This is a genomic window from Deinococcus sp. YIM 134068, from assembly GCF_036543075.1.
GTDB classification, from domain to species: Bacteria; Deinococcota; Deinococci; order Deinococcales; family Deinococcaceae; genus Deinococcus; species Deinococcus lichenicola.
In genome coordinates this window covers 41,082-62,240 of the sequence record NZ_JAZHPF010000010.1, presented here as the reverse complement: position 1 = coordinate 62,240, position 21,159 = coordinate 41,082, and the positions used below count along the sequence as shown (strand labels likewise).

Annotated in this window: 21 protein-coding genes; 11 read left to right on the top strand and 10 right to left on the bottom strand. The window is 69.3% G+C overall.

Annotated features, from left to right (window positions below; translation table 11 throughout):
- Nucleotides 1–44: 44 nt before the first annotated feature.
- Entirely contained in the window at nt 45–278 is a 234-nt protein-coding gene (locus V3W47_RS11375) for a hypothetical protein (protein WP_331825325.1), read from the bottom strand.
- On the opposite strand from V3W47_RS11375, the gene V3W47_RS11370 reads away from it, so the two are divergent.
- Nucleotides 279–1,313, top strand: a complete 1,035-nt coding sequence (locus tag V3W47_RS11370) for an AfsR/SARP family transcriptional regulator (protein WP_331825324.1) — start codon at nt 279–281, stop codon at nt 1,311–1,313.
- Nucleotides 1,314–1,678: 365 nt separating this feature from the next.
- Complete coding sequence (gene alaS / locus V3W47_RS11365) at nt 1,679–4,339, top strand: alanine--tRNA ligase (RefSeq protein ID WP_331825323.1); 2,661 nt, start codon at nt 1,679–1,681, stop codon at nt 4,337–4,339.
- Nucleotides 4,340–4,447: 108 nt separating this feature from the next.
- Here alaS and V3W47_RS11360 read toward each other — a convergent pair whose 3' ends face one another.
- The gene (locus V3W47_RS11360) at nt 4,448–4,807 is read right to left on the bottom strand and encodes an MmcQ/YjbR family DNA-binding protein (protein WP_331825322.1); all 360 of its coding nucleotides are present in this window, start codon (nt 4,805–4,807) and stop codon (nt 4,448–4,450) included.
- A 196-nt stretch (nt 4,808–5,003) separates the two neighbouring features.
- On the opposite strand from V3W47_RS11360, the gene V3W47_RS11355 reads away from it, so the two are divergent.
- Complete coding sequence (locus V3W47_RS11355) at nt 5,004–5,672, top strand: response regulator transcription factor (RefSeq protein WP_102127617.1); 669 nt, start codon at nt 5,004–5,006, stop codon at nt 5,670–5,672.
- 22 nt (nt 5,673–5,694) lie between these two features.
- On the opposite strand, the gene V3W47_RS11350 is transcribed toward V3W47_RS11355, so the two are convergent.
- The 3 genes from V3W47_RS11350 to V3W47_RS11340 all read right to left on the bottom strand — a co-directional run bounded on the left by V3W47_RS11350 (nt 5,695) and on the right by V3W47_RS11340 (nt 8,211).
- Nucleotides 5,695–6,081, bottom strand: a complete 387-nt coding sequence (locus V3W47_RS11350; protein WP_331825321.1) for a Fur family transcriptional regulator — start codon at nt 6,079–6,081, stop codon at nt 5,695–5,697.
- A 143-nt stretch (nt 6,082–6,224) separates the two neighbouring features.
- Nucleotides 6,225–7,055 carry a hypothetical protein gene (locus tag V3W47_RS11345; protein WP_331825320.1) on the bottom strand — a complete coding sequence of 277 codons (831 nt, stop codon included), beginning with the start codon at nt 7,053–7,055 and terminating at the stop codon, nt 6,225–6,227.
- Nucleotide 7,056: 1 nt separating this feature from the next.
- A complete protein-coding gene (locus tag V3W47_RS11340) occupies nt 7,057–8,211 on the bottom strand; it encodes a phage holin family protein (protein ID WP_331825319.1) in 1,155 nt (384 codons plus the stop codon).
- Between the two features lie 71 nt (nt 8,212–8,282).
- Between V3W47_RS11340 and V3W47_RS11335 the strand changes: the two genes are divergently transcribed.
- From V3W47_RS11335 to V3W47_RS11320, 4 genes are all read left to right on the top strand, one after another.
- Nucleotides 8,283–8,960, top strand: coding sequence for a class I SAM-dependent methyltransferase (locus tag V3W47_RS11335; protein WP_331825318.1), 678 nt, complete (start codon nt 8,283–8,285; stop codon nt 8,958–8,960).
- A gap of 198 nt (nt 8,961–9,158) precedes the next feature.
- Entirely contained in the window at nt 9,159–10,067 is a 909-nt protein-coding gene (locus V3W47_RS11330; protein ID WP_442877222.1) for a phytoene/squalene synthase family protein, read from the top strand.
- Nucleotides 10,068–10,162: 95 nt separating this feature from the next.
- Nucleotides 10,163–11,860, top strand: coding sequence for a phytoene desaturase family protein (crtI, locus tag V3W47_RS11325; RefSeq protein WP_331825317.1), 1,698 nt, complete (start codon nt 10,163–10,165; stop codon nt 11,858–11,860).
- A 430-nt stretch (nt 11,861–12,290) separates the two neighbouring features.
- Nucleotides 12,291–13,739, top strand: a complete 1,449-nt coding sequence (locus V3W47_RS11320) for an NAD-dependent succinate-semialdehyde dehydrogenase (protein WP_331825316.1) — start codon at nt 12,291–12,293, stop codon at nt 13,737–13,739.
- Between the two features lie 56 nt (nt 13,740–13,795).
- Here V3W47_RS11320 and V3W47_RS11315 read toward each other — a convergent pair whose 3' ends face one another.
- Nucleotides 13,796–14,671 carry an alpha/beta hydrolase gene (locus tag V3W47_RS11315; RefSeq protein WP_331825315.1) on the bottom strand — a complete coding sequence of 292 codons (876 nt, stop codon included), beginning with the start codon at nt 14,669–14,671 and terminating at the stop codon, nt 13,796–13,798.
- 72 nt (nt 14,672–14,743) lie between these two features.
- Between V3W47_RS11315 and V3W47_RS11310 the strand changes: the two genes are divergently transcribed.
- Together V3W47_RS11310 and V3W47_RS11305 are read left to right on the top strand one after the other, a co-directional pair.
- Nucleotides 14,744–15,196 carry an OsmC family protein gene (locus V3W47_RS11310; RefSeq protein WP_331825314.1) on the top strand — a complete coding sequence of 151 codons (453 nt, stop codon included), beginning with the start codon at nt 14,744–14,746 and terminating at the stop codon, nt 15,194–15,196.
- A 117-nt stretch (nt 15,197–15,313) separates the two neighbouring features.
- Nucleotides 15,314–15,871, top strand: a complete 558-nt coding sequence (locus tag V3W47_RS11305; protein ID WP_331825313.1) for an ATP-binding protein — start codon at nt 15,314–15,316, stop codon at nt 15,869–15,871.
- 102 nt (nt 15,872–15,973) lie between these two features.
- Here the strand turns inward: V3W47_RS11305 and V3W47_RS11300 are convergent, their stop codons facing one another.
- Nucleotides 15,974–16,336 (bottom strand): winged helix-turn-helix transcriptional regulator, encoded by a 363-nt coding sequence (locus V3W47_RS11300; protein WP_331825312.1) that lies wholly within the window; start codon nt 16,334–16,336, stop codon nt 15,974–15,976.
- An 88-nt stretch (nt 16,337–16,424) separates the two neighbouring features.
- Between V3W47_RS11300 and V3W47_RS11295 the strand changes: the two genes are divergently transcribed.
- Nucleotides 16,425–17,045, top strand: coding sequence for a nitroreductase family protein (locus V3W47_RS11295; RefSeq protein WP_331825311.1), 621 nt, complete (start codon nt 16,425–16,427; stop codon nt 17,043–17,045).
- A 60-nt stretch (nt 17,046–17,105) separates the two neighbouring features.
- Nucleotides 17,106–17,591: a hypothetical protein gene (locus V3W47_RS11290; protein ID WP_331825310.1), complete on the top strand. Its 486-nt coding sequence runs from the start codon at nt 17,106–17,108 to the stop codon at nt 17,589–17,591.
- Between the two features lie 35 nt (nt 17,592–17,626).
- Here the strand turns inward: V3W47_RS11290 and V3W47_RS11285 are convergent, their stop codons facing one another.
- The 3 genes from V3W47_RS11285 to mntA form a co-directional block, all read right to left on the bottom strand.
- Nucleotides 17,627–19,234, bottom strand: a complete 1,608-nt coding sequence (locus V3W47_RS11285) for an ABC-F family ATP-binding cassette domain-containing protein (RefSeq protein WP_331825309.1) — start codon at nt 19,232–19,234, stop codon at nt 17,627–17,629.
- A 196-nt stretch (nt 19,235–19,430) separates the two neighbouring features.
- Nucleotides 19,431–20,240, bottom strand: a complete 810-nt coding sequence (gene mntB, locus V3W47_RS11280) for a manganese ABC transporter permease MntB (protein ID WP_331825308.1) — start codon at nt 20,238–20,240, stop codon at nt 19,431–19,433.
- 106 nt (nt 20,241–20,346) lie between these two features.
- The gene (gene mntA / locus V3W47_RS11275) at nt 20,347–21,069 is read right to left on the bottom strand and encodes a manganese ABC transporter ATP-binding protein MntA (protein WP_331825307.1); all 723 of its coding nucleotides are present in this window, start codon (nt 21,067–21,069) and stop codon (nt 20,347–20,349) included.
- Nucleotides 21,070–21,159 lie beyond the last annotated feature (90 nt).

The window sequence follows — 21,159 nt, the reverse complement described above, 5'->3', positions numbered from 1 at the left end:
GCGAGCGCCACGAAGACTTGGCCTGGGTTGGAGGGGAGGAGCCTTCAAACGCCCGTGTCGTTTCTCTCATCAAGGGGAGGGGGCTGGGGTCTTCTGGGGACGATCTTCTCACTCTGCGGAAGTGGGGTGTAGAACGGCTCATAGACGAGGTTTTTTCGCCACATCTGCAACTCTGGGCAGAAGTTCTCTAGACCGCTCATAAAGCCGAACACAAGGTCGAGTGAGAAATGACGGGTTTTCCATACACGGTTCTCACATGCCGGGTAGAGTTGGTGCATATGCCGCGCATCCTCGTGGTGGATGACGACGCCGCCATCCTCAAACTCATCAGCGTCATTCTCACTCGTGCCGGGCATGAGGTCCGCACCAGCCGCCATCCCGTCGAGGCCCTCGATCTCCTGAAGGTGTTCACCCCCGAACTCGTCATCAGCGATGTGGTGATGCCGTACATGACGGGCCTGGAGTTTCTGGAGCAGGTGCGGACGCACGCGCAGCTCAACGCCCTGCCCTTCGTGCTGCTCTCCAGCCATGCCGAGCGCGGCGACGTGCGCCGGGGCATGAATCTGGGGGCCGACGACTACCTTCCCAAGCCCTTCACCCCGCAGGACCTGACGACCGCCGTGGACGCCCGCTTGCGCCGCGCGGGCCTGACCCTCCAGAGCGAGAGCGTGATGGAGGCCAGGGGTCTGGGCACCGCGCAGGTCATGTGGCAGGGGACCGCCGTCTCCTGGGTGTCGCGCAAGGCGCTGGAGCTGTTCTTCTACCTGCTGGAGCACAGGGAAGTCACCTCCTGGGAGGCCGCCGAGGCGCTGTGGCCGGAAAAGGACGAGGCCCGCGCGAGCAGCCTCTTCCACACCACCCTCCACCGCCTGCGCCGCAGCCTGAGCAACGAGGCCGTGGTGAGCACCAACCGCCGCTACGCCCTCGCCGCCGACCTGACGCCCACCTACGACGTGTCACGCTACGAACTCCTCACCGCGCAGGCCGAGCAGGGTGCCCTGGGCCTAGAGGAACTGCGCGAACTCGTGGGCATGTACGGCAACTTCCTCCCCGGTGCCGACAGCCCGTGGGTGGACGACGTGCGTGCCCGGCTGGAGCAAAAGCAGTTCAGCATCCTCGGCCTCGCCGCCCGCGCCGCCACGCAGGCCGGACGCCCGAAGGACGCCGCCATGTTCCACCAGCGCGCCCTCGCCATCGATCCCATGAGCGAAACCGACTGGCAGGGCCTCACCCACGCCCTCGGCACCCTCGGCGACCCGCGCTCCCGCCTCGCCGCGCAGAGGGAAGCGTGGTGGGCGGTGGACTTGGACTGAGCAGGAGTTGTGAGGAGTTGAGGTGGGGCGGCTTGCCAGTGGGCGGGCCGCCTTGTTGGCTGTGGGCGGGGAGTTGGGCAGTTGAGTCGTCACGTCGCCCCCTCACCCCGGCCCTCTCCCACCGGGGGAGAGGGAGCAAAAGAGCGGAGGCTCCGGCTTTCTTAGCTCCTCCCCCTTGAGGGGGGAGGCCGGGAGGGGGTGAAGCGGGCCTGGCCCCCAAAAAACGCAATCTTCCAATCCCCGCCGTCATTCAATCAGGCGAAGGCGGACACCCAGGCGGCCAACTCCATCATCTCGCCTCCCTCTCCCTCCCCACCGTGCTCCCGGCGGATTCGCCGCCGACCCCCACCCCTATACTTTCCGCCATGACCGCGCCCCTCACCACCTTTGAAATTCGGGAGAAGTACCTGCAATTCTTCGAGAGCAAGGGGCATCTGCGCCTGCCAAGCCACTCGCTGATCGCCCCCGACCCCACGACCCTCTTCACGGTGGCGGGGATGCAGCCCTTCAAGCCGCAGTTCATGGGAGCCGCTGCCAAGTTCCCCGGCCACGGCGAGAACAGGCGGGTGACGACCGCGCAGAAGTGCATCCGCGTGGGCGACATCGAGAACGTGGGGCGCACGCGGCGGCACCTCAGCCTCTTCGAGATGATGGGCAACTTCTCGTTCGGGGACTACTTCAAGCGCGAGGCGATTCTCTGGGCGTGGGAGTTCCTGACCGGCCCCGAGTGGATGGGCATGGACCCGGCCCGCATGTACGTCACCATCTACGAGGACGACGACGAGGCGCATGGGTACTGGACGCGCGAGATTGGCCTGCCCGAGGGCCACATCCACCGCTTCGGCGCGGACGAGAACTTCTGGCCCGCCGACGCGCCCCTCAAGGGACCGAACGGGCCGTGTGGGCCGTGCTCGGAGATTTATTACGACCGGGGACCGAGTTACGGCGATGACACCTGGGCCGACTACGCGCGGACCCGCGAGAGCGCCCGCTTTCTGGAGGTCTGGAACCTCGTCTTCCCGCAGTACGACCGCCAGGACCCGAAGGAAGACGGCACGCCCGTCCTGCTTGACCTCCCCTTCAAGAACATCGACACCGGCATGGGGCTGGAGCGCGTGGCGAGCGTCGTTCAGGATGTGCCCGACTTCTACTCCAACGATGTCTTCAAACCCATCGTGGAGCGGGTGGCCGAACTCAGCGGCAAGCCGTACGAGGGCGAGGTCAGCGTCTCTCACCGTGTCGTCGCCGAGCACATCCGCAGCGTGAGCATGACGGTGGCGGACGGGGTGGCCCTGAGCAACACCGGGCGTGGGTACGTCATCCGCAAGATTCTGCGCCGGGCGAGCCGTCACGCCTACCTCCTCGGCCTGCGCGAGCCGACGCTCTACCAGCTCGTGCCCCTCGTCGTGCAGGGCATGGGCGGCGCGTACCCCGAACTCGTGCAGGAGGAGGGGCGGGTGACGGCAGCGATCCGGGCGGAGGAGGAGCGGTTCCTCAAGACGCTGGAAAGTGGGATAGGTCGCATCGGCGGACTCCTGGAAGGGTTGGAGCGTGGCTCGGTCCTCTCCGGTGAGGAAGCCTTCATCCTCTCCGACACCTACGGCTTCCCCCTCGACCTGACCAAAGAGATCGCCGAGGAGTACGGCGTCTCCGTGGACGAGGCCGGGTACGCCGAGAGCCTGGAAAAGGCGCAGGAACTCGCGCGGGCCGGGAGCAAGTACGGCAAGTCCGAGCTGTTCGGCGGGGGCGAGGAGGCGCTGGAGGGGCTGGCTCCCACTCAATTTGTCGGCTATGACGAGTTGGATACGTCGGGCGAGGTGCTGGCCCTCGTCGGCGCGGGCGAGCGGCTGAACCACCTGACGGCGGGCAGCGAGGCGACCGTCGTTCTCTCCCGCACGCCCTTCTACGCGGAAGGCGGCGGCGAGGTCGGCGACACGGGGCGGCTGGAGTGGGAGGGCGGCCTCGGCGTGGTGCGCGACACCCGCAAGACGGCGGGCGGCGTCTTCCTCCATGACGTGCTGGTGGAGGAGGGGACCCTGACCCCCGGCGTGAGCGTGCGCGCGGTGGTCGCCCCCGACCGTCAGGCGACCGAGCGGCACCACACGGCCACGCACCTCCTCCACGCGGCGCTGCGGGCGGTGCTGGGGTCGGGCGTGCGGCAGGCGGGGTCGCTCGTCGCGCCGGACCGGTTGCGCTTCGACTTCTCGCACGGCGCGGCCCTGAGCGCGGACGAGGTGGCGTCGGTCGAGCGGCTGGTGAACCGCTGGGTCATCGCCAACTTCCCCGTGACGTGGCGCGAGATGCCGCTGGAGGAGGCGCGGGCGGCGGGCGCGACGGCCCTCTTCGGGGAGAAGTACGGCGACACCGTGCGCGTCGTGAGCGTGGAGGGCGGCGTGCCCTTCGGAGAGCAGACCGTGACGAGCAAGGAGCTGTGCGGCGGCGCGCACGTCACCCGCACCGGGGACATCGGGGCCTTCGTGATCGTGTCCGACGAGAACGTGGCGGCGGGCGTGCGGCGCATCGAAGCGCTGGCGGGCGAGGCGGCGACCGCGTGGGTGCGCGAGCGGCTGACCACGGCGGGCCGGGTGGCCGGGCTGCTCAACACGGGTCTGGACGGGCTGGAGGGGCGCGTGTCGGGCTTGCAGGCACAGCTCAAGGCGGCCCAGGCCCGTCGTCAACTCGCCGAGGCGCAGATGGGCGGGGGTGGGGCGGCCCAGCAGGTGCGCGAGCTGGGCGGCTTCCGGGTCGCGGCGCTGCGGCTCTCCGGCATCGAGGGCAACGAGCTACGCGGTGCCGCCGACAAGCTCCTCGACGGCAGCGGGGCCGATCTCGCCGTGATCGCCAGCGATAGGGGATTGGTGGTCAAGGCGACGAAGGACGCGGTGGGCCGGGGCGCGCACGCGGGGCAACTCGTGGGCAGGCTCGCCGCCGCCGCCGGGGGCAAGGGCGGGGGCAGGCCCGATATGGCGCAGGCGGGCATTCAGAACCCCGAGGCGGCGCTCTCGGCGTTGGAGACGGCGTTCTAGGCGTACCGGCTCGACCGGAGCGAGGGGCCGGGGCTGGACGCTCCGGCTTCTCTCTTGTTCCTGCCCTGCCGAGCGGCGCTTCTTCGGGGAAGGCCTCTGACCCACCGCTCAGGACAGCCCCAGCTCCGCGCGCTCGGCCCGCGTCATCCCGCGCACGACGAGCGCGTGGCTGCCCGCCAGCAACTCCCGCAGCAGCGCATCCGGCACCGTGCCGTCCAGCGTGACCGTGGCCCAGTGGCGTTTGTTGAGGTGGAAGCCGGGCTGGATGGCGTCGTACTCGGCGCGCAACTCCTCGCCGCGCTCCGGGGCCACCTTGACCGACAGACCCGGTGGGTCCGCGAGGATGTTCGTCAGGGCGTACATTTTGCCGCCCACCTTGAAGACGAGCGTAGTCGCGTCGAAGGGGAAGGTCTCGCGCGAGTGCGGCAGGCCCGCCGCCGCCGTCCGCAGGTCGCCGATGGAACGCATGGGGCAGCATACCCAACGGCTTTCCAAAGTTGGCAATGGAAAAAGTCTGTGCTCATAAACAAAAAAACCCGCGCTCAACCGTTCTTTTTCCAGATTGGCATTAAAGGAACATAAACCGCGTCAGTTCCCGCCCGCCTCACCCTCGCCCCTACGATGGCGGGAAACGGGTCTCACCCCCTAGGAGAAGGCACACCTCATGGACCAACGTATCCTGCTGATCGAAGACAACCCCGACATCACCCGCGTCGTCCAGTACGAGCTGGAGCAGGCCGGGTACAAGGTCCTCACCGCCCCGGACGGGGTGACGGGCCTGACCAGCGCCCGCGAGAACAGCCCCGAACTCGTCATCCTCGACCTCGGCCTGCCCGACTTCGACGGGGCGGAGATCGCCCGGAGACTCCGCAAGACGAGCAGCGTGCCCATCATCATCCTGACCGCGATGGACGCCGTGGACCGCAAGGTGAATCTGCTGGAGGCGGGTGCCGACGACTACATGACCAAGCCCTTCCACCCGGAGGAGTTGGTCGCCCGCGTCAAGGTGCAGCTTCGGCACCAGCAGCACGGCGAGGTCATCTCCATCGGGGCGCTGGAAATCCACCCGCAAAAGAGGCTGTGCCACTACAACGGCCACGAGGTCCGGCTCTCACCGAAGGAGTTCGACCTCCTGACCTTCCTCGCCCGGCAGCCGGGCCGCGTCTACTCGCGCGCCGAGATCGAGCGCGAGGTCTGGAACGGCGAGCTGCCGAGCAACTCCAACGTCGTGGACGTGCATATGGCGAACATGCGCGCCAAGCTGCGCGACCTCGACGGCTACGGCATCATCCGCACGGTGCGCGGTATCGGCTACGCGTTGAAGACGCCCTGAGAAACCCGCTCACCAACCTGATTCACGCGGGGGCCGCGCACGCCGGGCACCGTCCGTACAGCGTGACCTCGTGCGCCTCCACGATGAAACCGCCGGGATAGACCGTGCCGTTGGGCAGGGCGACCGGGCAGGTGTGGAGGGTGTAGACGCGCCCGCACGCCGTACAGGAGAAGTGGTGGTGGTGGCCGCGCCCGGCGGGTTCATAGCGGGTCTCGCCGTCCAGCGTGACGGGGTGGATGCGCCCCTGCTCGGTCAGGAGCTTGAGGGTGCGGTACACCGTGGCGACGCCCAGCCCCGGCAGGTCCGCCTGCGCCCGCGCGAGCACGTCCCCCACCGCGAGCGGCCCCTCCGCGCCGTCGAGGACGCGGGCGATCACGTCGCGCTGGCGGGTGCTGCGGGTCGCGGTCATGTCCCCCAACCTAGCAGAGCCGTGGGCCGCCCAAGCAAAAAAACCCACCTTTGCGCGGTGGGTTCCGGGGAGTTGGGAACTGATGCTCTTCCTGGCGACTGGAGGCTGGCGACTGGAGGCTGGCGACTGGCAACTCCGCCAGCTCAAGAGATGTTCGGGTTGACCTTCTCCTCCGGGGCGATGGCGCTGCCCTGGGCTTTGGCCTCCACCGTGCCCGCCGGTTTGGGCAGGTCGCTCGCCGTCACGTTGAGGGCCTGACTGCCCGTGGCGCTCGCCGGGTCGGGAGGACCGCCCGCCGGGGCCGGGTTCTTGAGGAAGCTCGCCGCGCCGCCCGTGCTGACGGGCTTCACCGTGCCCCCCTCGGGCGGACGGGCCGGGATGACGGGCTGCACGTTGGCCTTGCCACCCTGGGTGGGCTTCCCGGCCCAATCGGGAGCGGGGCGGCTCCCCGATGTCTGGAATGACGTCGTCTGGGGCTGCGCCGCCTGAGTCTGGGCGGGTCGGGATAGCGCCGGACGGGCCTGAGCGGGTTTGGACTCAGTAGGCTTGGACTGTACCGTTCCAGCCTGCCCCTGCTGCTGCCCCGCACGCTCCATCAGGTTGTTCGCCAGTTCCTCCAGCCTCGGCGTGATCACGCGGTCCTGAAGGGCCTTGAAGGCGAGCGTGCCCAGCGTCGCCACGAGCGCCCCGCCGACGCCGCCGCCCTTGCCCTGATGCCGCTGCTGGGCCTTGAGGAAGGCCTTCTGGTCCTTGACCGGGCTGCCCGCGTCCACGTAAATCTTCTTGCTGCGGCGCAGTTGCCGCCCGGCGACCACGCCGATGAGGGCACCGACCGCCGAGGCACCGCCGAGCATCTTCAGCGGCTCCTTTTGCATCTGCACCTGAAGGTTGGTGCGCTCGGCGAGGGCGTCGAGGCTCTCGCGCAGCCGCTCGCGGGCCTCCTCGCGCTCGCTGCGGTAGGAATCGCCCGTCATCTCAGTACCCCTCCTTCTTCATGTCGTCCTGGAACGTGGGCTGGGTGCTCACGCTGATGCCGGGCGCGTCCTTGAGGACCACCGGATTCCGGATGTTGGGGTCGGGCTTGTCGTGCCCGCCGTGTCCGCCCGCGCCCGCATTGTGGGTCTCGGTGCCGTCGAGCTTCTTGTTCAGGCCGCTGCCGTAGACCTGCGCCTCGCCGTCCTCGGTGGCCTCGTACACGGGGAGGCGCACCTGTCCCCCGTCCGTGCCGCGCAGCTCGGTGCCGCTGGAGACGGCCTCCTGCTCGGTCAGGGGCGTCTTGATCCCCTCGCCCCGGTCGCTGGCGTTGACGCCGCCCTCCCCCGAGGTGAAGCCAGAGGTGCTCAGGCCGGGCCGGGAGACGTTGCGCTGACGGTCCTCCTCCATCTGCCGCTGGATGGCGTTGCCACGCGTGCCGGTATCGGGCAGGCCGGAACTCCGCATGTTGTCGCTCTGATCGGGCGTGTCCTGGGTGCCCGCCGCCAGTTCGCCCGTCGTGCTGACCCGGCGGGGCATGGTCGTCGGGACCGGACGGTCGGAGGCCGCGCCGGGGGAGACGGAACCGGAGGCGACGGCACTGGAGATAACGGCCCCGGAGGCCGCACCGACCTGCCCGGTGCTCAGGTTGACCGTCTTGCGCTCGTCCTGGCGCTGCCCCTGTGTTCCCACTGTCGAAGTTCCCGCAGTCGGAGTCCCCGAGGACGCGTTCCCCTTCGCCTTCGCCGCCTGCTCGGCCTGATAGCGGGCCTCCAACTCCTCGTCCTCGGTCATGGGTCCGCTCCTGCGGGTGCTGGGGCGGGTGTCCTCCTTCGGGACCTCGGTGCTCAGGCGTTTCAATCCCAGCAAGATCAGCCCTGCGGTCATGGCGAAGCCCACGAGGGCGATGAGGAGGGCGGCGGCCCACGCGCCGAGGCCGAGGCGGATCAGGCCGTAGAACACGGCGAGGATCAGGAACACCAGCCCCAGCAGTAGCGGCCCGACCGACGCGAGCAGCAGCACCACGCCGATGCCCTTGGCTTTGGCAACGTCGCCCACCTGCCGCAGCAGCGCGCGGACCTCGGTTTTCACGAGGGTCACGCCCGCGTCGAACACGTCGACGAGTGCGCCCCCCATGCTCTTGCGTTCTTCTTGCATGTTTCCTCCACCCACCAGCCCTGCCCCACGCGGGGGTCGGGCCGACTGCGCCCAGCATAATGAACCCCACCATGCAACCGCGCCAGAGCCAAGAAACCCTGAACCCGGCCCCGGCGTCCACAGACACCCCTCTCACCCTCGCCCAGCGCAGCAATCTCCTCCCCCTCACCGCACGCGGCTATATGGCGTGGCGGGCGTGGTCGCTCACCCTCCTGAGCGGCGAACCCTTCCCCCTGGGGCGGGAGGCGGCCCTCTTCACCGCCCTGTGTCGTCCACAATCCGGTGAATATTGGCTGGACGCGGGCACGAGCGCGGGTTTCTACGCGGGGGTGCTGGCGCGGGCCGGGTGCCGGGTCCTCGCCGCCGACCTCAGCGCCGCCATGCTCGCAGAAGGGGTCAGGCGCGAGCCTTCCGGGCAGATAGACTGGCTCCTCACCAACCTGGAGGCGGGCGGGCTGCCGGATGCGGCCTTCGACGGGGTGACGGTCGGGGCCACCCTCAACGAGACGCGCGACCCCGCCCGCCTCCTCGCCGAACTTGCGCGCCTGACCCGGCCCGGCGGGCAACTGTGGCTGATGTACGTGGGCCGGACGGGTGGTCCCCTCCAGCGCTTCCTGTCCCGGCCTGCGCTCGGCGGCCTGAGCTTTCCCGATCCGGCGTGGGTGGGTCGGCAGTTGCCCGGCTGCATTCGCATGGATGGGCTGCGGGTGGGCGTGGTGGTGTTCGAGCGGTATGTGAAGGGAGGCTAGGGGTCGAGGGATGTATCCACGGGCCGCCACACTGGGTTCGAAGGGCGGGGAATTGTCTCTGCCGTCGCAGTTTCGGGTGTCAGTTCTCCGGGGTTGGTAGGGCACTTCTCGGGACGGCTCTTGTAAGGTCTCTGTAAGAAAGCGTGACGTTCGCACCCTGCCCTCCCGCTTACACTCGCCTCAAAGGAATCTCTGACCGTGACCTCCGCCCCTGCCGTCCCTGCTCCTCCCCTCACGCCCCACTTGGCGGAGGCGGTGGCGCACTGCCGGGAGGTGACGCGGGAACACAGCAAGACCTTCTACCTGGGGTCGCGCCTCTTCCCGGCCCGCCAGCGCGAGGCGGTGTGGGCCGTGTACGCCGCCTGCCGCGACGGCGACGATGTGGTGGACGAGTGGACGGGCGCGGCGGCAGAGCGCGGCCTCGGCCTGTGGTGGGAGCGCGTGCAGGGGGCCTTCGCGGGCGAACCGGCCACGCACCCCATCGACACGGCGCTCGCCTGGGCCGCCGCGCGCCATCCCATTCCCCTCTCCGCCTTCGCGGAACTGCACGAGGGGCTGCGGATGGACCTTGCCGGGCACGAGTACCGCGATATGGACGACCTCACGTTGTACTGCCGCCGGGTCGCGGGCGTCGTCGGCTTCATGATCGCGCCCATCAGCGGCTACAGCGGCGGCGAGCGCACCCTCCACCACGCCCTGATGCTGGGTCAGGCGATGCAGCTCACCAACATCCTGCGTGACGTGGGCGAGGACCTGGAACGCGGGCGGGTGTACCTCCCCGTCTCGCTGCTGGAGGAGTACGGCGTCACCCGCGCCACACTGGAACGCGGCATCGTCACGCCCGGCTACCGCGCCCTGATGACGCACCTCTCCGGCCTCGCCCGCGCGTGGTACGCCGAGGGCCGCGAGGGGATTCCCTGCCTGCACGGCAGTGCCCGTTACGCCGTGCAGGCCGCCGCCCGCGCCTACGAGGGCATCCTTGACGACCTCGCACGCGGTGACTACGACAACTTCCGCCGCCGGGCGCACGTCAGCGGGACGCGCAAGCTCCTGATGCTGCCGCAGGCGTGGTGGGAGTTGCGCGGAGCCGTGAGTTATGAGTCCTGAGCGTTGACCCCGACGCGCCGCCGCAAGAACGCCCGTCCGGCTGGCCTACCGCTCATGGTCCGTCCCCTCTCCAACAAAGGAACCCTGCCTCTTCCATGCCCCATACCACACGCAAAACCGCCCTTATCATCGGCTCGGGCTTCGGCGGGCTGAGCCTCGGCATCCGCCTTCAGAGCCTCGGCTTCGACACGACCATTCTGGAGAAACTGGACGCGCCGGGCGGGCGGGCCTACCAGAAACGGACACCGGACGGCTACGTCTTCGACATGGGGCCGACCGTGATCACGGTGCCGCACTTCATTGAGGAACTGTTCGCGCTGGAGCGGGACCGGGGCATGCTCGCCGAACCCGACTACCCCGAACACGTCCTGACGAGTGAGCGCGTGCGGGAGGGGGAGAGCGGCGGCCCGCGCACCCGCGACTACGTGCGGCTCGTGCCCATCCTGCCCTTCTACCGCATCTACTTCGACGACGGCACGTACTTCGACTACGACGGCGATCCCGACTCCACCCGGCGGCAGATTCAGGCCCTCGCGCCGGGCGACCTCGCGGGCTACGAACGCTTCCACGCGGATGCGGAGGCGATCTTCCGGCGGGGCTTCCTCGAACTCGGCTACACGCACTTCGGGGACGTGGCGACGATGCTGCGGGTGGTGCCCGACCTCCTGCGGCTGGACGCGGTGCGGACGCTCTTCTCGTTCACCAGCAAGTATTTCGAGTCGCCCAAGCTGCGGCAGGTCTTCTCCTTCGAGACGCTGCTCGTCGGCGGCAATCCCCTGAGCGTGCCCGCCATCTACGCGATGATCCACTTCGTCGAGAAGACGTGGGGTATCCACTACGTCATGGGCGGGACGGGGGCGCTCGTGCGCGCCTTCGTGCAGAAGTTCGAGGAACTCAGCGGGCAGATCAGGTACGGGGCGGAGGTGGACGAGATTCTCGTCGCGGATGACCGGGGCCGACCTGTGAAGCGTCCTGTCGGCAAGCGTGTGGCGCGTGGCGTCCGGCTGGCGAGCGGTGAGGAACTGCAAGCCGACCTCGTGGTGAGCAATGGCGACTGGGCGAACACGTACCTGAAGATGGTGCCCCCACAGGCCCGCCTCGTGAACACTGACCTGCGTGTGCGGGCGGCCAAGCAGAGCATGAGCCTCCTCGTGATCTACTTCGGCTTCCGCGACGATGAGCAGCCGCTCGACCTGCGCCACCACAACATCATCCTCGGGCCGCGCTACGAGGAATTGCTGCGTGAAATCTTCGGAAACAAGGTCCTGGGCGTGGATTTCAGCCAGTACCTCCACGTCCCCACGCTGACCGACCCGGCGCTCGCTCCTCCCGGCCACCACGCCGCCTATACGCTCGTGCCCGTGCCCCACAAGGGCAGCGGCCTGAACTGGGAGGAGGAGGGGCCGAAGCTCGTGGAGCGCGTCCTCGCCTTCCTGGAGGAGCGCGGCTATATCCCGGACCTGCGCGCCCGCCTCACGCACATGGAGTACATCACGCCCGACTACTTCGAGGGCACGCTGGACGCCTACCTCGGCAACGCCTTCGGTCCCGAACCCATCCTCGCCCAGAGCGCCTTCTTCCGGCCCCACAACCGCTCGGAGGACGTGCGGAACCTCTACCTCGTCGGCGCGGGTGCCCAACCCGGCGGCGGCACCCCCAGCGTGATGATGAGCGCGAAGATGACGGCGCGGCTGATCGCCGAGGACTTCGGCATCCACCCGGACATTCGGAACGGGGTGCCGGAGGTTGAGCGGGCCGACGAAGTGAGGCCGGAGGCTATTGGGGCGGATTAGGGAAAGGACGGTCCACTGGCACGTCTTTTCGCTCCTCCCCCTTGAGGGGGGAGGCCGGGTGGGGGTGAACGGGCCTGGCCTCCCAAGAAAGCACCCCTCACTCCCCAAAAACAAGCTTGAGCCTCAGCGTGTGCTCAACAACAGCCCCAATAGGCGGCAGAGTGCGCTGGGATGGCGTTTGTGTTCCCCCCTCCCGGCCTCCCCTACAAGGGGGGAGGAGTGGAAAGCACCAGCCCCACGTCTGCGTGAGGCGTGACCGCCACCTCCCCCGACAATCCACCTTCCCCGGACGCCCTCACCATCCTCCCGGTCGAGGGTTTCACACTGGGGGCACGTCCCGGAAGAGACCCAAGCCGCAAGTATGTGTCGGGCGGCGGGCCGTCTTCCTCTCTCCCGTGCGGCGTTCCCGACCGCAGAAAGCGAGTCTCCCATGACCACCCTGCTCAACGACCCCGTGACCCGCACCCGCGCCTACTTCGGCGGCGAGTGGCGCTCTACCCCCCGCACCTTCGAGGTCTTCTACCCCAGCACGCTGGAGAGCATCGGCGCGGTGGCCGACTGCACGGAAGGCGACGCCCGCCGCGCCATCGACGCCGCCGAACTCGCCCTGAAGGAGTGGCGAAGGGTCAACCCGTACCAGCGGGGCAAAATCCTCCGCAAGTGGCACGACCTGATGTTCGAGCGCAAGGAGGACCTGGCCCGCCTCATGACGCTGGAGATGGGCAAGCCGATCAGTGAGACGCGCGGCGAGGTCCACTACGCGGCGAGCTTTATCGAGTGGTGCGCGGAGGAGGCCGGGCGCATCAGCGGCGAGCGCGTCTCCCTGCGGATGGGCAACAAGCGCGGGCTGACGGCGCAGGAACCCGTCGGCATCGTGTACGCGGTGACGCCGTGGAACTTCCCGGCGGGGATGATCACGCGCAAGGCCGCGCCCGCCCTCGCCGCCGGGTGCGTCATGATCCTCAAGCCCGCCGAGCAAAGCCCGATGACGGCCCTGTACCTCGCCGAGCTGTGGCTGGAGGCGGGCGGCCCGGCCAACACCCTGCAAGTCCTCCCCACGAGCGACGCCGCCGCACTCACCGCGCCCTTCATGGAGGACGAGCGGGTGCGGAAGCTGACCTTCACGGGCAGCACGGCGGTCGGTCGGCTGCTCTACCAGCAGGCGGCGCGGACCCTCAAGCGCGTGTCGCTGGAACTCGGCGGGCACGCCCCCTTCCTGATCTTCGCGGACGCCGACCTGGAGAGGGCCGCCCGCGAGGTCGTCGGCTCCAAGTTCCGCAACGCTGGGCAGACCTGCATCAGCACCAACCGCGTGTACGTGCAGCGCGAGGTGGCCGACGAGTTTACCCGCATCCTGACGGAGAAGACGGCGAAGTTGCGGCTCGGCGATCCCCTTTCTGACGACACGGGTGTTGGGCCGGTTGTGGAGCAGGCGGGACTGGACAAGGTGAAGGCCCACGTCGAGGACGCGCTGAGCCGGGGTGCGCGGGCGACGGTGGGCGGCAGTGTGCAAGGCGGCCTCTACTTCCAGCCCACCGTCCTGACGGATGTGGACCCCGACAGCCTGATTCTGCGCGAGGAGACCTTCGGCCCGGTCGCCCCCGTCGTCGTCTTCGACACCGAGGAGGAGGGCCTGCGGCTCGCCAACGACTCCGAGTACGGCCTCGCCGCCTACGCCTACACCCGCGACCTGTCCCGCGCGTGGCGGGTGGCCGAGGCGCTCGAATACGGCATCGTCGGCATCAACGACGGCGTGCCGAGTGCGGGAGCGCCCCACGTCCCCTTCGGCGGCATGAAGAACAGCGGCGTGGGCCGCGAGGGCGGTCACTGGGGGTTGGAGGAGTACCTGGAGACGAAGTTCATCAGCATGGGGGTGTAGGAAGTCGCCAGTCGCCAGCTTCCAGCGACCAGCAAGAACAGGAGTGGTCGGGTCGCCTATCTGCCTGAACCCTGGCGACTGGCGACTGGCGACTGGCCGCTCCTCTCCTTCAACCACCCCACGATCCACCCCAGCACCTCCTCGCGCGGTTCGTCGTTCAACAACTCGTGGTAGCCGCCCTCCACGAGGCGCAGGGTCTTGTCGGCGGTGGGAACGCTTTCCATGAAGCGGCGGGTGCCGTTCACGTCCGTGATGCGGTCGGCGGTGCCGTGGACGGCGAGGGTGGGCAGCGTCCAGCGGGCATACCGGGGCCACAGGGACGCGCTCAGGCGCAGCATGGACGCGGCGGTGAGGGCGGGGACCTTGCCCTGGTACACGCCCGCGTCCGACCCATAGGCCGTCACCTCGTCGGCGAGGCGCGACAGGCCCTCGCTCCCCAGCGCGGTGACGGGAGCATGGGGAGCCAGCCGCGCGACCACGGGGGCCAGCGCCCTCAGCCACGCGGGCTGATCCTCGCCGATCAGGAGGGCGGGGCTGCTCAGGATCACGCCGCTCAGCCCCCTCGGGTCACGGGCCACGCTGGCCGCCGTGATCAATCCCCCCAGCGAGTGCCCGAAGGTGAAGAGGGGGAGGGGCTGGCCGCGCAGCATCTCGCGGGCGAGGAGGTGGTCCTCCACCAGCGTGAAGGCGTCCACGACCGCCCGCCGTCCCTCCGAACTGCCGTGCCCGCGCAGGTCGTAGGCGTAGACGCTCAGGCCCGCGCCCACCAGCGCGGGGATGAGGCGGTGGTATTTCTCCACATAGCGCCCCGCGTACTCCCCGAAGCCGTGCGTCAGGAGGACGGCGGCGCGGGCGTCCGGCGCGGGCCATACGTACCCCCGGACGGGTGCGCCCGACTCCCAGACGGTGGGTTCCCACGTCGAGTTGTGCATAAGCTCCAGTGTAGGCCCACAGTGAAGGGACCCTGAATACCCGGAGATTAAATTGGGCGCAAACTATTCCTTATGGCAGACATCGCACGGAAGGCGAACGCGCAGTGGTCGGGCGACGTAATGAAGGGGCAAGGGACCGTGAGCACCGGGTCGGGCGTGTTGCAGAACGTCCAATACTCGTTCAAGACCCGCTTCGAGAACGGTGTCGGCACCAACCCTGAGGAACTGCTCGCCGCCTCGCACGCGGGCTGCTTCACCATGCAGCTCTCGGCGCTGCTGACGCAGGCGGGCCACGCGCCCGAGGACTTGCGGACCGACGCGACCTGCGAGATGGTCCGCGAGGGCGCGGGCTTCAAGGTCAGCACAATCCGCCTGAAGGTGAGCGGCAAGGTGAGCGGCATGGACCAGGCGGGCTTCGAGGGCATGGTCGCCCAGGCCGCCCAGGTGTGCCCCATCAGTCAGGTCATGAAGGGCAATGTGGAGATCACCCACGAGGCGACGCTGGAGCAGCCGGTCAACTCGTAAGAGACGGCACGACTCCTTCAAGGCCCCTGCTACGGCGGGGGCTTCTTCGTTCTTCGGGCCGCCGCCGGGCCATCCAGCGCATCCACGTTGCCGAGCTTTCCGGGTAGCCTGCACCGCATGGCTCCCACCGTCTACTACGTCGTCGGGCCGCCGGGCAGCGGCAAGAGGACCATCGGCAAGCACCTCTCGCGCCTGACGGGGGCGGCGTTGCTGGACAACCACATCTCCAACGATCCGATCTTCACGGCCTTCGGGCTGGACGGCGTGCGGCCCATTCCCGCCGAGGTCTGGGACCTCGTGGGCAAGGTGCGGGCGCTCGTGCGGGAGGCGGCGTTGGCGGCCCCGCCACAGGTGAGCCACATCTTCACCAACTGGCTGATCGCCGACGAGGGCGAGTGGCCGTCGGTCGAGCGGCTGCGCGACCTCGCCGCCCGGCGTGGGGCCACCTTCGTCCCCGTCTGGCTGACGTGCGACACGGAAGAACTCGCCCGCCGCATGACCCTCCCCGAGCGGGCCGAGCGGCTCAAGCTCCGCGACCCGGAGGGCCTCCGCACTCTGCTCCGCGAGATGGGCAACCTCCCACCCCCACGGGACGCCATCCGCATCGACACCACGAACCTCGCCTCGGCGGACGCGGCACTTCTGATCGCGTCGCACGCCGGGGCGCTGTTTTAAGAGAAGCGGTCAGCCGTCAGCTTTCAGCAGTCAGCGAGGGCGGGAAAGCTGGGGCTGGGGCTTATTGCGCTGACGGCTGACGGCTGACCGCTGACGGCTCCCTCACGCCGAGCGCGCGGGGGCGCAGTCCGCCTCGGCCCCTTCCTGTCCCAGGTGTGCCCGGCCCCAGGTGTCGATGGCGTCGATGACGCTCTGCAACTCCTTCCCGGCGGGCGTCAGGGTGTAGACGCTGCGGGCGAGCTTGCCGTGGGAGTCCTCGGTGCGCTTGGCGATGACGGCGAGGCTTTCCAGATGTTCCAGGCGTTGCGTGAGGGTGGCGCTGTTGCAGCCGCCGACGGCGCGGGCGAGTTCGTTGAACCCCTTCTCGCCGTCCAGCAGCGCCCGGACGATATGCAGCACCCACTTTTCCTGCAACACGCCGATGGCCCGGTAGACCGGGCAAAATCCAGTGTGTGCGGTGCTCATGCCCCCACTTTACACCTTCCCACCCGGCAAAGTGAGCCACAAGTCACATCGCTTGACTTTTCAAAGCACTTGGGCCTATCTTGTGGTCATGACCGTTACCCAGACCCGACCCCTGAGCGCCACCGAGGCCATCGAGAGCCGTCGCAGCATCCGCAAGTTCGTGCAGGAACCGCTGGACCAAAGCGACCTGCGCGAGATTCTGCGCCTCGCCAGCCTCGCCCCGAGCGCGTGGAATGCCCAGACGTGGAGATTCGCCGTCGTGCAGAATCCCGAGGTGAAGGTCAGGCTTCAGGAGGCCGCCTACGGCCAGAAGCAGATCACGAACGCCCCCGCCGTGATCGTGGTGTACAGCGACATGGAGGACACCCTCCAGAACGTCGAGGACACCGCCCATCCCGGTATGGGCGACGCGGGGCGCACCGGCCAGCGCCAGACCTTCGACCGCGTGTTCGGCGGGCAGGACGTGGCCCAGCGCGGGCAGTGGGGCCTGAGCCAGGCGAACATCGCCTTCGGCTTCCTGATGGTGGCGGCGCGCGGCCTCGGCTACGACACGGTGCCCATGCTCGGCTTCGACCCGGCGAAGGTGCGCGAGGTTCTCGGCCTGCCCGAGCACGTCCAGTTCGCGGGCCTGCTGCCCCTCGGCAAGCGCGCGGAGGAGGGCTTCCCGCACCACCGCCACAGCGTCGAGCGCATCACCAAGTTCTACTGAGTGGTCGAGAGTCAGCCGCCTCCTTCGGGGGGCGGTTTCTCGTCGTCTACACTCCGGGGCGTGAGTGGCACGGGGGTCCTGACCCACGCGGAGATGTGCACCCGTGAGGGTGTGCGCCTGCGGCGCGGCATGAACTTCCGGGTGCGGGGCGGGCACAGCGTCCTGCTGATGTCCACCTGGCCCGACGCCCCCTACCGCGACGAGCTGAGCGAGGACGGCGCGGTGCTGCGCTACGAGGGCCACGACGCGCCCCCCTCGCTGCGGGGCGGGCAGGACCCCAAGACGTTGGACCAGCCGCTCCACACGCCGGGCGGACGGCTCACGCAAAATGGCCTGTTCTTCCGGGCCGCCCTCGCCGCGCGGAGTGGAGAGGCCCCGCCCGAGCGGGTGCGCGTGTACGAGAAGCGGCGGCCCGGCGAGTGGGTGGGCCGTGGCCTGTTCCTGCTGACGGACGCCACTCAGGAGCACGACGGCACCCGGCGCGTCTTCGTGTTCCGGCTGGAGGCGGTGGGGGAGGAGAACGACCCACCCTCAGCGCAGGAGTGAGAACTGTTGTTTGATCGTGCCCTTCCCACACGATCTCACCTCTCCGTCACCCCGCCGCCTTGCACCTCCCACACCCGCGTCGCCACCCGGCCCACGAGCGCGCGGTCGTGGCTGGCGAGGAGCACCGTGCCGGGGAAGGCGAGCAGGAGAGCTTCGAGCGCCTCAATGGCCCGCACGTCGAGATGGTTGGTCGGCTCGTCCAGCACGAGGAGTTGTGCCCGCGTCACGCCCAGCCGCGCGAGGCTCAGGCGGGTGCGTTGCCCGCCCGACAGCCCCGCCACGGGAAAGGCCGGGCCGGGCAGCCCCACCTGAGAGGCGACCTCGTGGAGCTGGTGCGGCGTGAGGGCCGGGTTGGCGTCCAGCAGGGCGTCCCCTACGGTTGTCAGTCCCGCCAGTTCCTCCCCGTGCTGGCCCGCCGCGTAGACGGTCAGGCCGGGGCCGCGCCGCACCTCGCCCGCGTGGGGCACCCTGCCGAGGAGGGCGGCGAGCAGCGTGCTTTTCCCGCCGCCGTTCGGCCCAGTGAGGGCGATGCGGTCGCCCCGGCGCACGTCCAGCCGCACATCCGACAGAACCTCCCGGTCCCCGCGTGTCACCGTCAGGCCGCGCACGGTCAGCACCTCGGAGGGGCCGGAGGAAGAGGCGGGCAGGTCGAGACGCACTACCCGGCGGTCCTCAAAGGGTTTTTCGACTCCGTGGGCGTCCAGCCGCTCCACCGCCCGTTCCAGCGCGCGGGCGCGGGAGGCGTTCACGTTCTGGGCGTTCTGCGCCTTTCCCTTGGCGAGCATCTTGTCGCCGTCGCTGGCGCGGCTCGGGTTGTACTGCGAGGCGCTGCGGGCCTTGCTCGCGCGGCGCAGGCGTTCTTCCTCCAGCGCGGCCCGCTTTCGTCTGTACGCGGCGTGATCGCGCGCCTGAGCCTCCCGCAATGTCGCCTTGACCGCCATCGCCGCCGAGTAGCCGCCGGGATAGACGGCCAGGTGTCCGCGCTCCAGTTCCGCCGTGCGAGTCGCCACCGCGTCCAGAAAGGCCCGGTCGTGGCTGGCGAGGACGAAGGCGGCCCCGGACGCCCGAATCCAGCCCTCCAGCCACGCGGTCCCCTCCGCGTCGAGGTGGTTCGTCGGCTCGTCCAGTAGATACAGGTCGGCGGGGGAGAGGAGCAGCCGGGCGAGCATGACGCGGCGCATCTGTCCCCCGGAGAGCCGCGCCGCACACGCCTCTGGAACGAGGTCCAACCCGCCCAGCACCTCCTCCGCCCGTGCCTCGAACTCGTACCCGCCCACCACCCGGTATGCCTCCTCCGCCTCCGCGAAGGACTGGAGGGCCGCGTCGGTGCCGTCGCCCAGGCCCTCCGAGGCGAGGTCGAAAGCCAGCCGTGCGCGGCGCACCTCCTCCGGCGTCACAGCATCGAGAATCGTTCCGTCTCCCACCTCCGCGTGTTGGGCGAGGAGCGCCACCCGGCCCGCCCGCGTCACCGTGCCCTCGTCGGGCGCATCCACTCCCGCCATCACGCGCAGCAGCGTGGTCTTCCCGCCGCCGTTCTCCCCGACGAGGGCGAGGCGTTCACCCGCGCCCACTTCCAGGTCCACATCCGAAAAGACCGTCCGGTCGCCGAAGACTCGCGCGACCCCATTCGATTGCAACAGCACACGTCCCCCTGCGAACACAGTCCCCTGTGGGCGAGCGGTCCCACCATGCGGGACCGAGGCTCAAGCCGAGTTACAGGGGAAGGGGACGCAAGGGGAAAACTCCATCTGAATGGGGGAAAGCCGAACGCCGGGCAACCCGGACCGTTGACGCTAGGCTAACGCGTCCTGCGGCGACTAGGCCAGATGGCGCAGCCGCCTATTCCCGCCGTCGGAAGATCAGCGCCAGCACGAAGAGCGCCGTATTGACGAGGACGATGGTGGCTCCGGGGGCCGTGTCGAGGTAGTAGCTCAGGTACAACCCCGCCACACCCCCCACCGCGCCGAGCAGGGCCGCGAGGGCGATCATCTTCCGCAGACTGCGGGCGAGCAGGCGGGCGGCGGCGCTCGACGTGATCAGGAGGCTCACGCTCAGGGTCGTGCCCACGAGCTGCACCGTCAGCACGACGACCAGCCCGATGAGGATGAGCAGCAGGCTCTCCAGCGTCCGCACGGGGAGGCCGATGGCCCGCGCCTCGGTGGGGTCGAAGGAGGCGAGCAGCAGTTCCTTCTGCACGGCGGCAAGCACGCCCCCCACGAGCAGCGTGACCGCCAGCGCCCCCCACAGGTCGGCGGGGGTGACGCCGAGCGGATTGCCGATCAGGAAGTTGCTCAGGTCGGTCGTGAAGGTCGGTGCCCGCGAGAGCATGACCACGCCGAGCGCGAACATCCCCACGAACACGATGCCGATGGCGCTGTCCTGCTTGACCCCGCCCCGCTGACTCACCGCGCCGATGCCGAGCGCCGTGAGCACGGCGGCGACGAGCGCCCCGACGATCAGATTCCCCCCCGCCAGAAACGCCCCCACGATGCCCGGCAATACGGCGTGGCTCATCGCGTCCCCGATGTAGCTCAATCCCCGCAGCACCACCCACGCGCCCACGAGCGCACACAGCACGCTGACGAGAACGACCGCCAGGAGCGCCCGCAGGAAGAAGTCGAACCCGAGGGGGTCGGTGAGCCAGTCCATCAGGGGCGGCTCCCAGCGGGGGGTCGAGGGGTCGAGGAGTCGGGGAGTCGAGAGGGGCTGTCTTGACCTCTCGACCTCTCGACTTCTCGACGTTGTTCTGCCCCCATTACGCCTCCGCGTGCGTGTGCCCCAGATGACTCACGCTGAACGTCGCCTCGATGTTACGCGGCGTGTACACCTCGTCCGGCGTGCCGTCGGCCACGACGCGGCGGTTGACGAGGACGAGGTGATCGCACCAGCGGCGGGCCTGCTCCAGATCGTGCGTGACCATCACGACGGCGCGGCCCGCGTCCGCCTGAGAGCGCAGCAGGGCCATCAGTTGCTCCTGGGTGGCGGCGTCCACCCCGGTCAGCGGCTCGTCCAGCAGCAGGATTCCCGCGTCCCGCACCAGCATCCGCGCGAGGAGGACCCGCTGGCGCTGCCCGCCGCTGAGTGCCCCGATGTGCCGCCCGCGCAGGCTCTCCACGCCCGTCTGCCGCAGGGCGTCGGCCACCCGCGCGCGGTCCGCCCGGCCCGGCCAGCGCAGCCAACCCACGCGCCCGGTGCGGCCCATCATCGCCACGTCCCAGACGGTGACGGGAAAGGCCCAGTCCAGCGTCTGCTGCTGGGGCACGTAGGCCACGTCGCCCCCCGCCGCCCCATCCCCCGTAAACACCACCCGCCCGGCGCTCGGCGCGGTCAGGCCCACCACCGTCTTGAGCAGCGTGCTCTTGCCCGCCCCATTCGGCCCGATCACCGCGCTGAAGGTGCCCGGCGCAAAACGCACCGTCGCGTCCTCCAACGCCGTGTGCGCTCCGTACCGCACCGTCAGGTTCTCCACCGCCAGCATCGGACGAGGATAGCGCGGGCGGGGGTGATGTTGCGAGGGTGGTATCAAAAGGGTCGAGGGGTCTGGGGTCGAGAGGTCCAGGGACGGGCG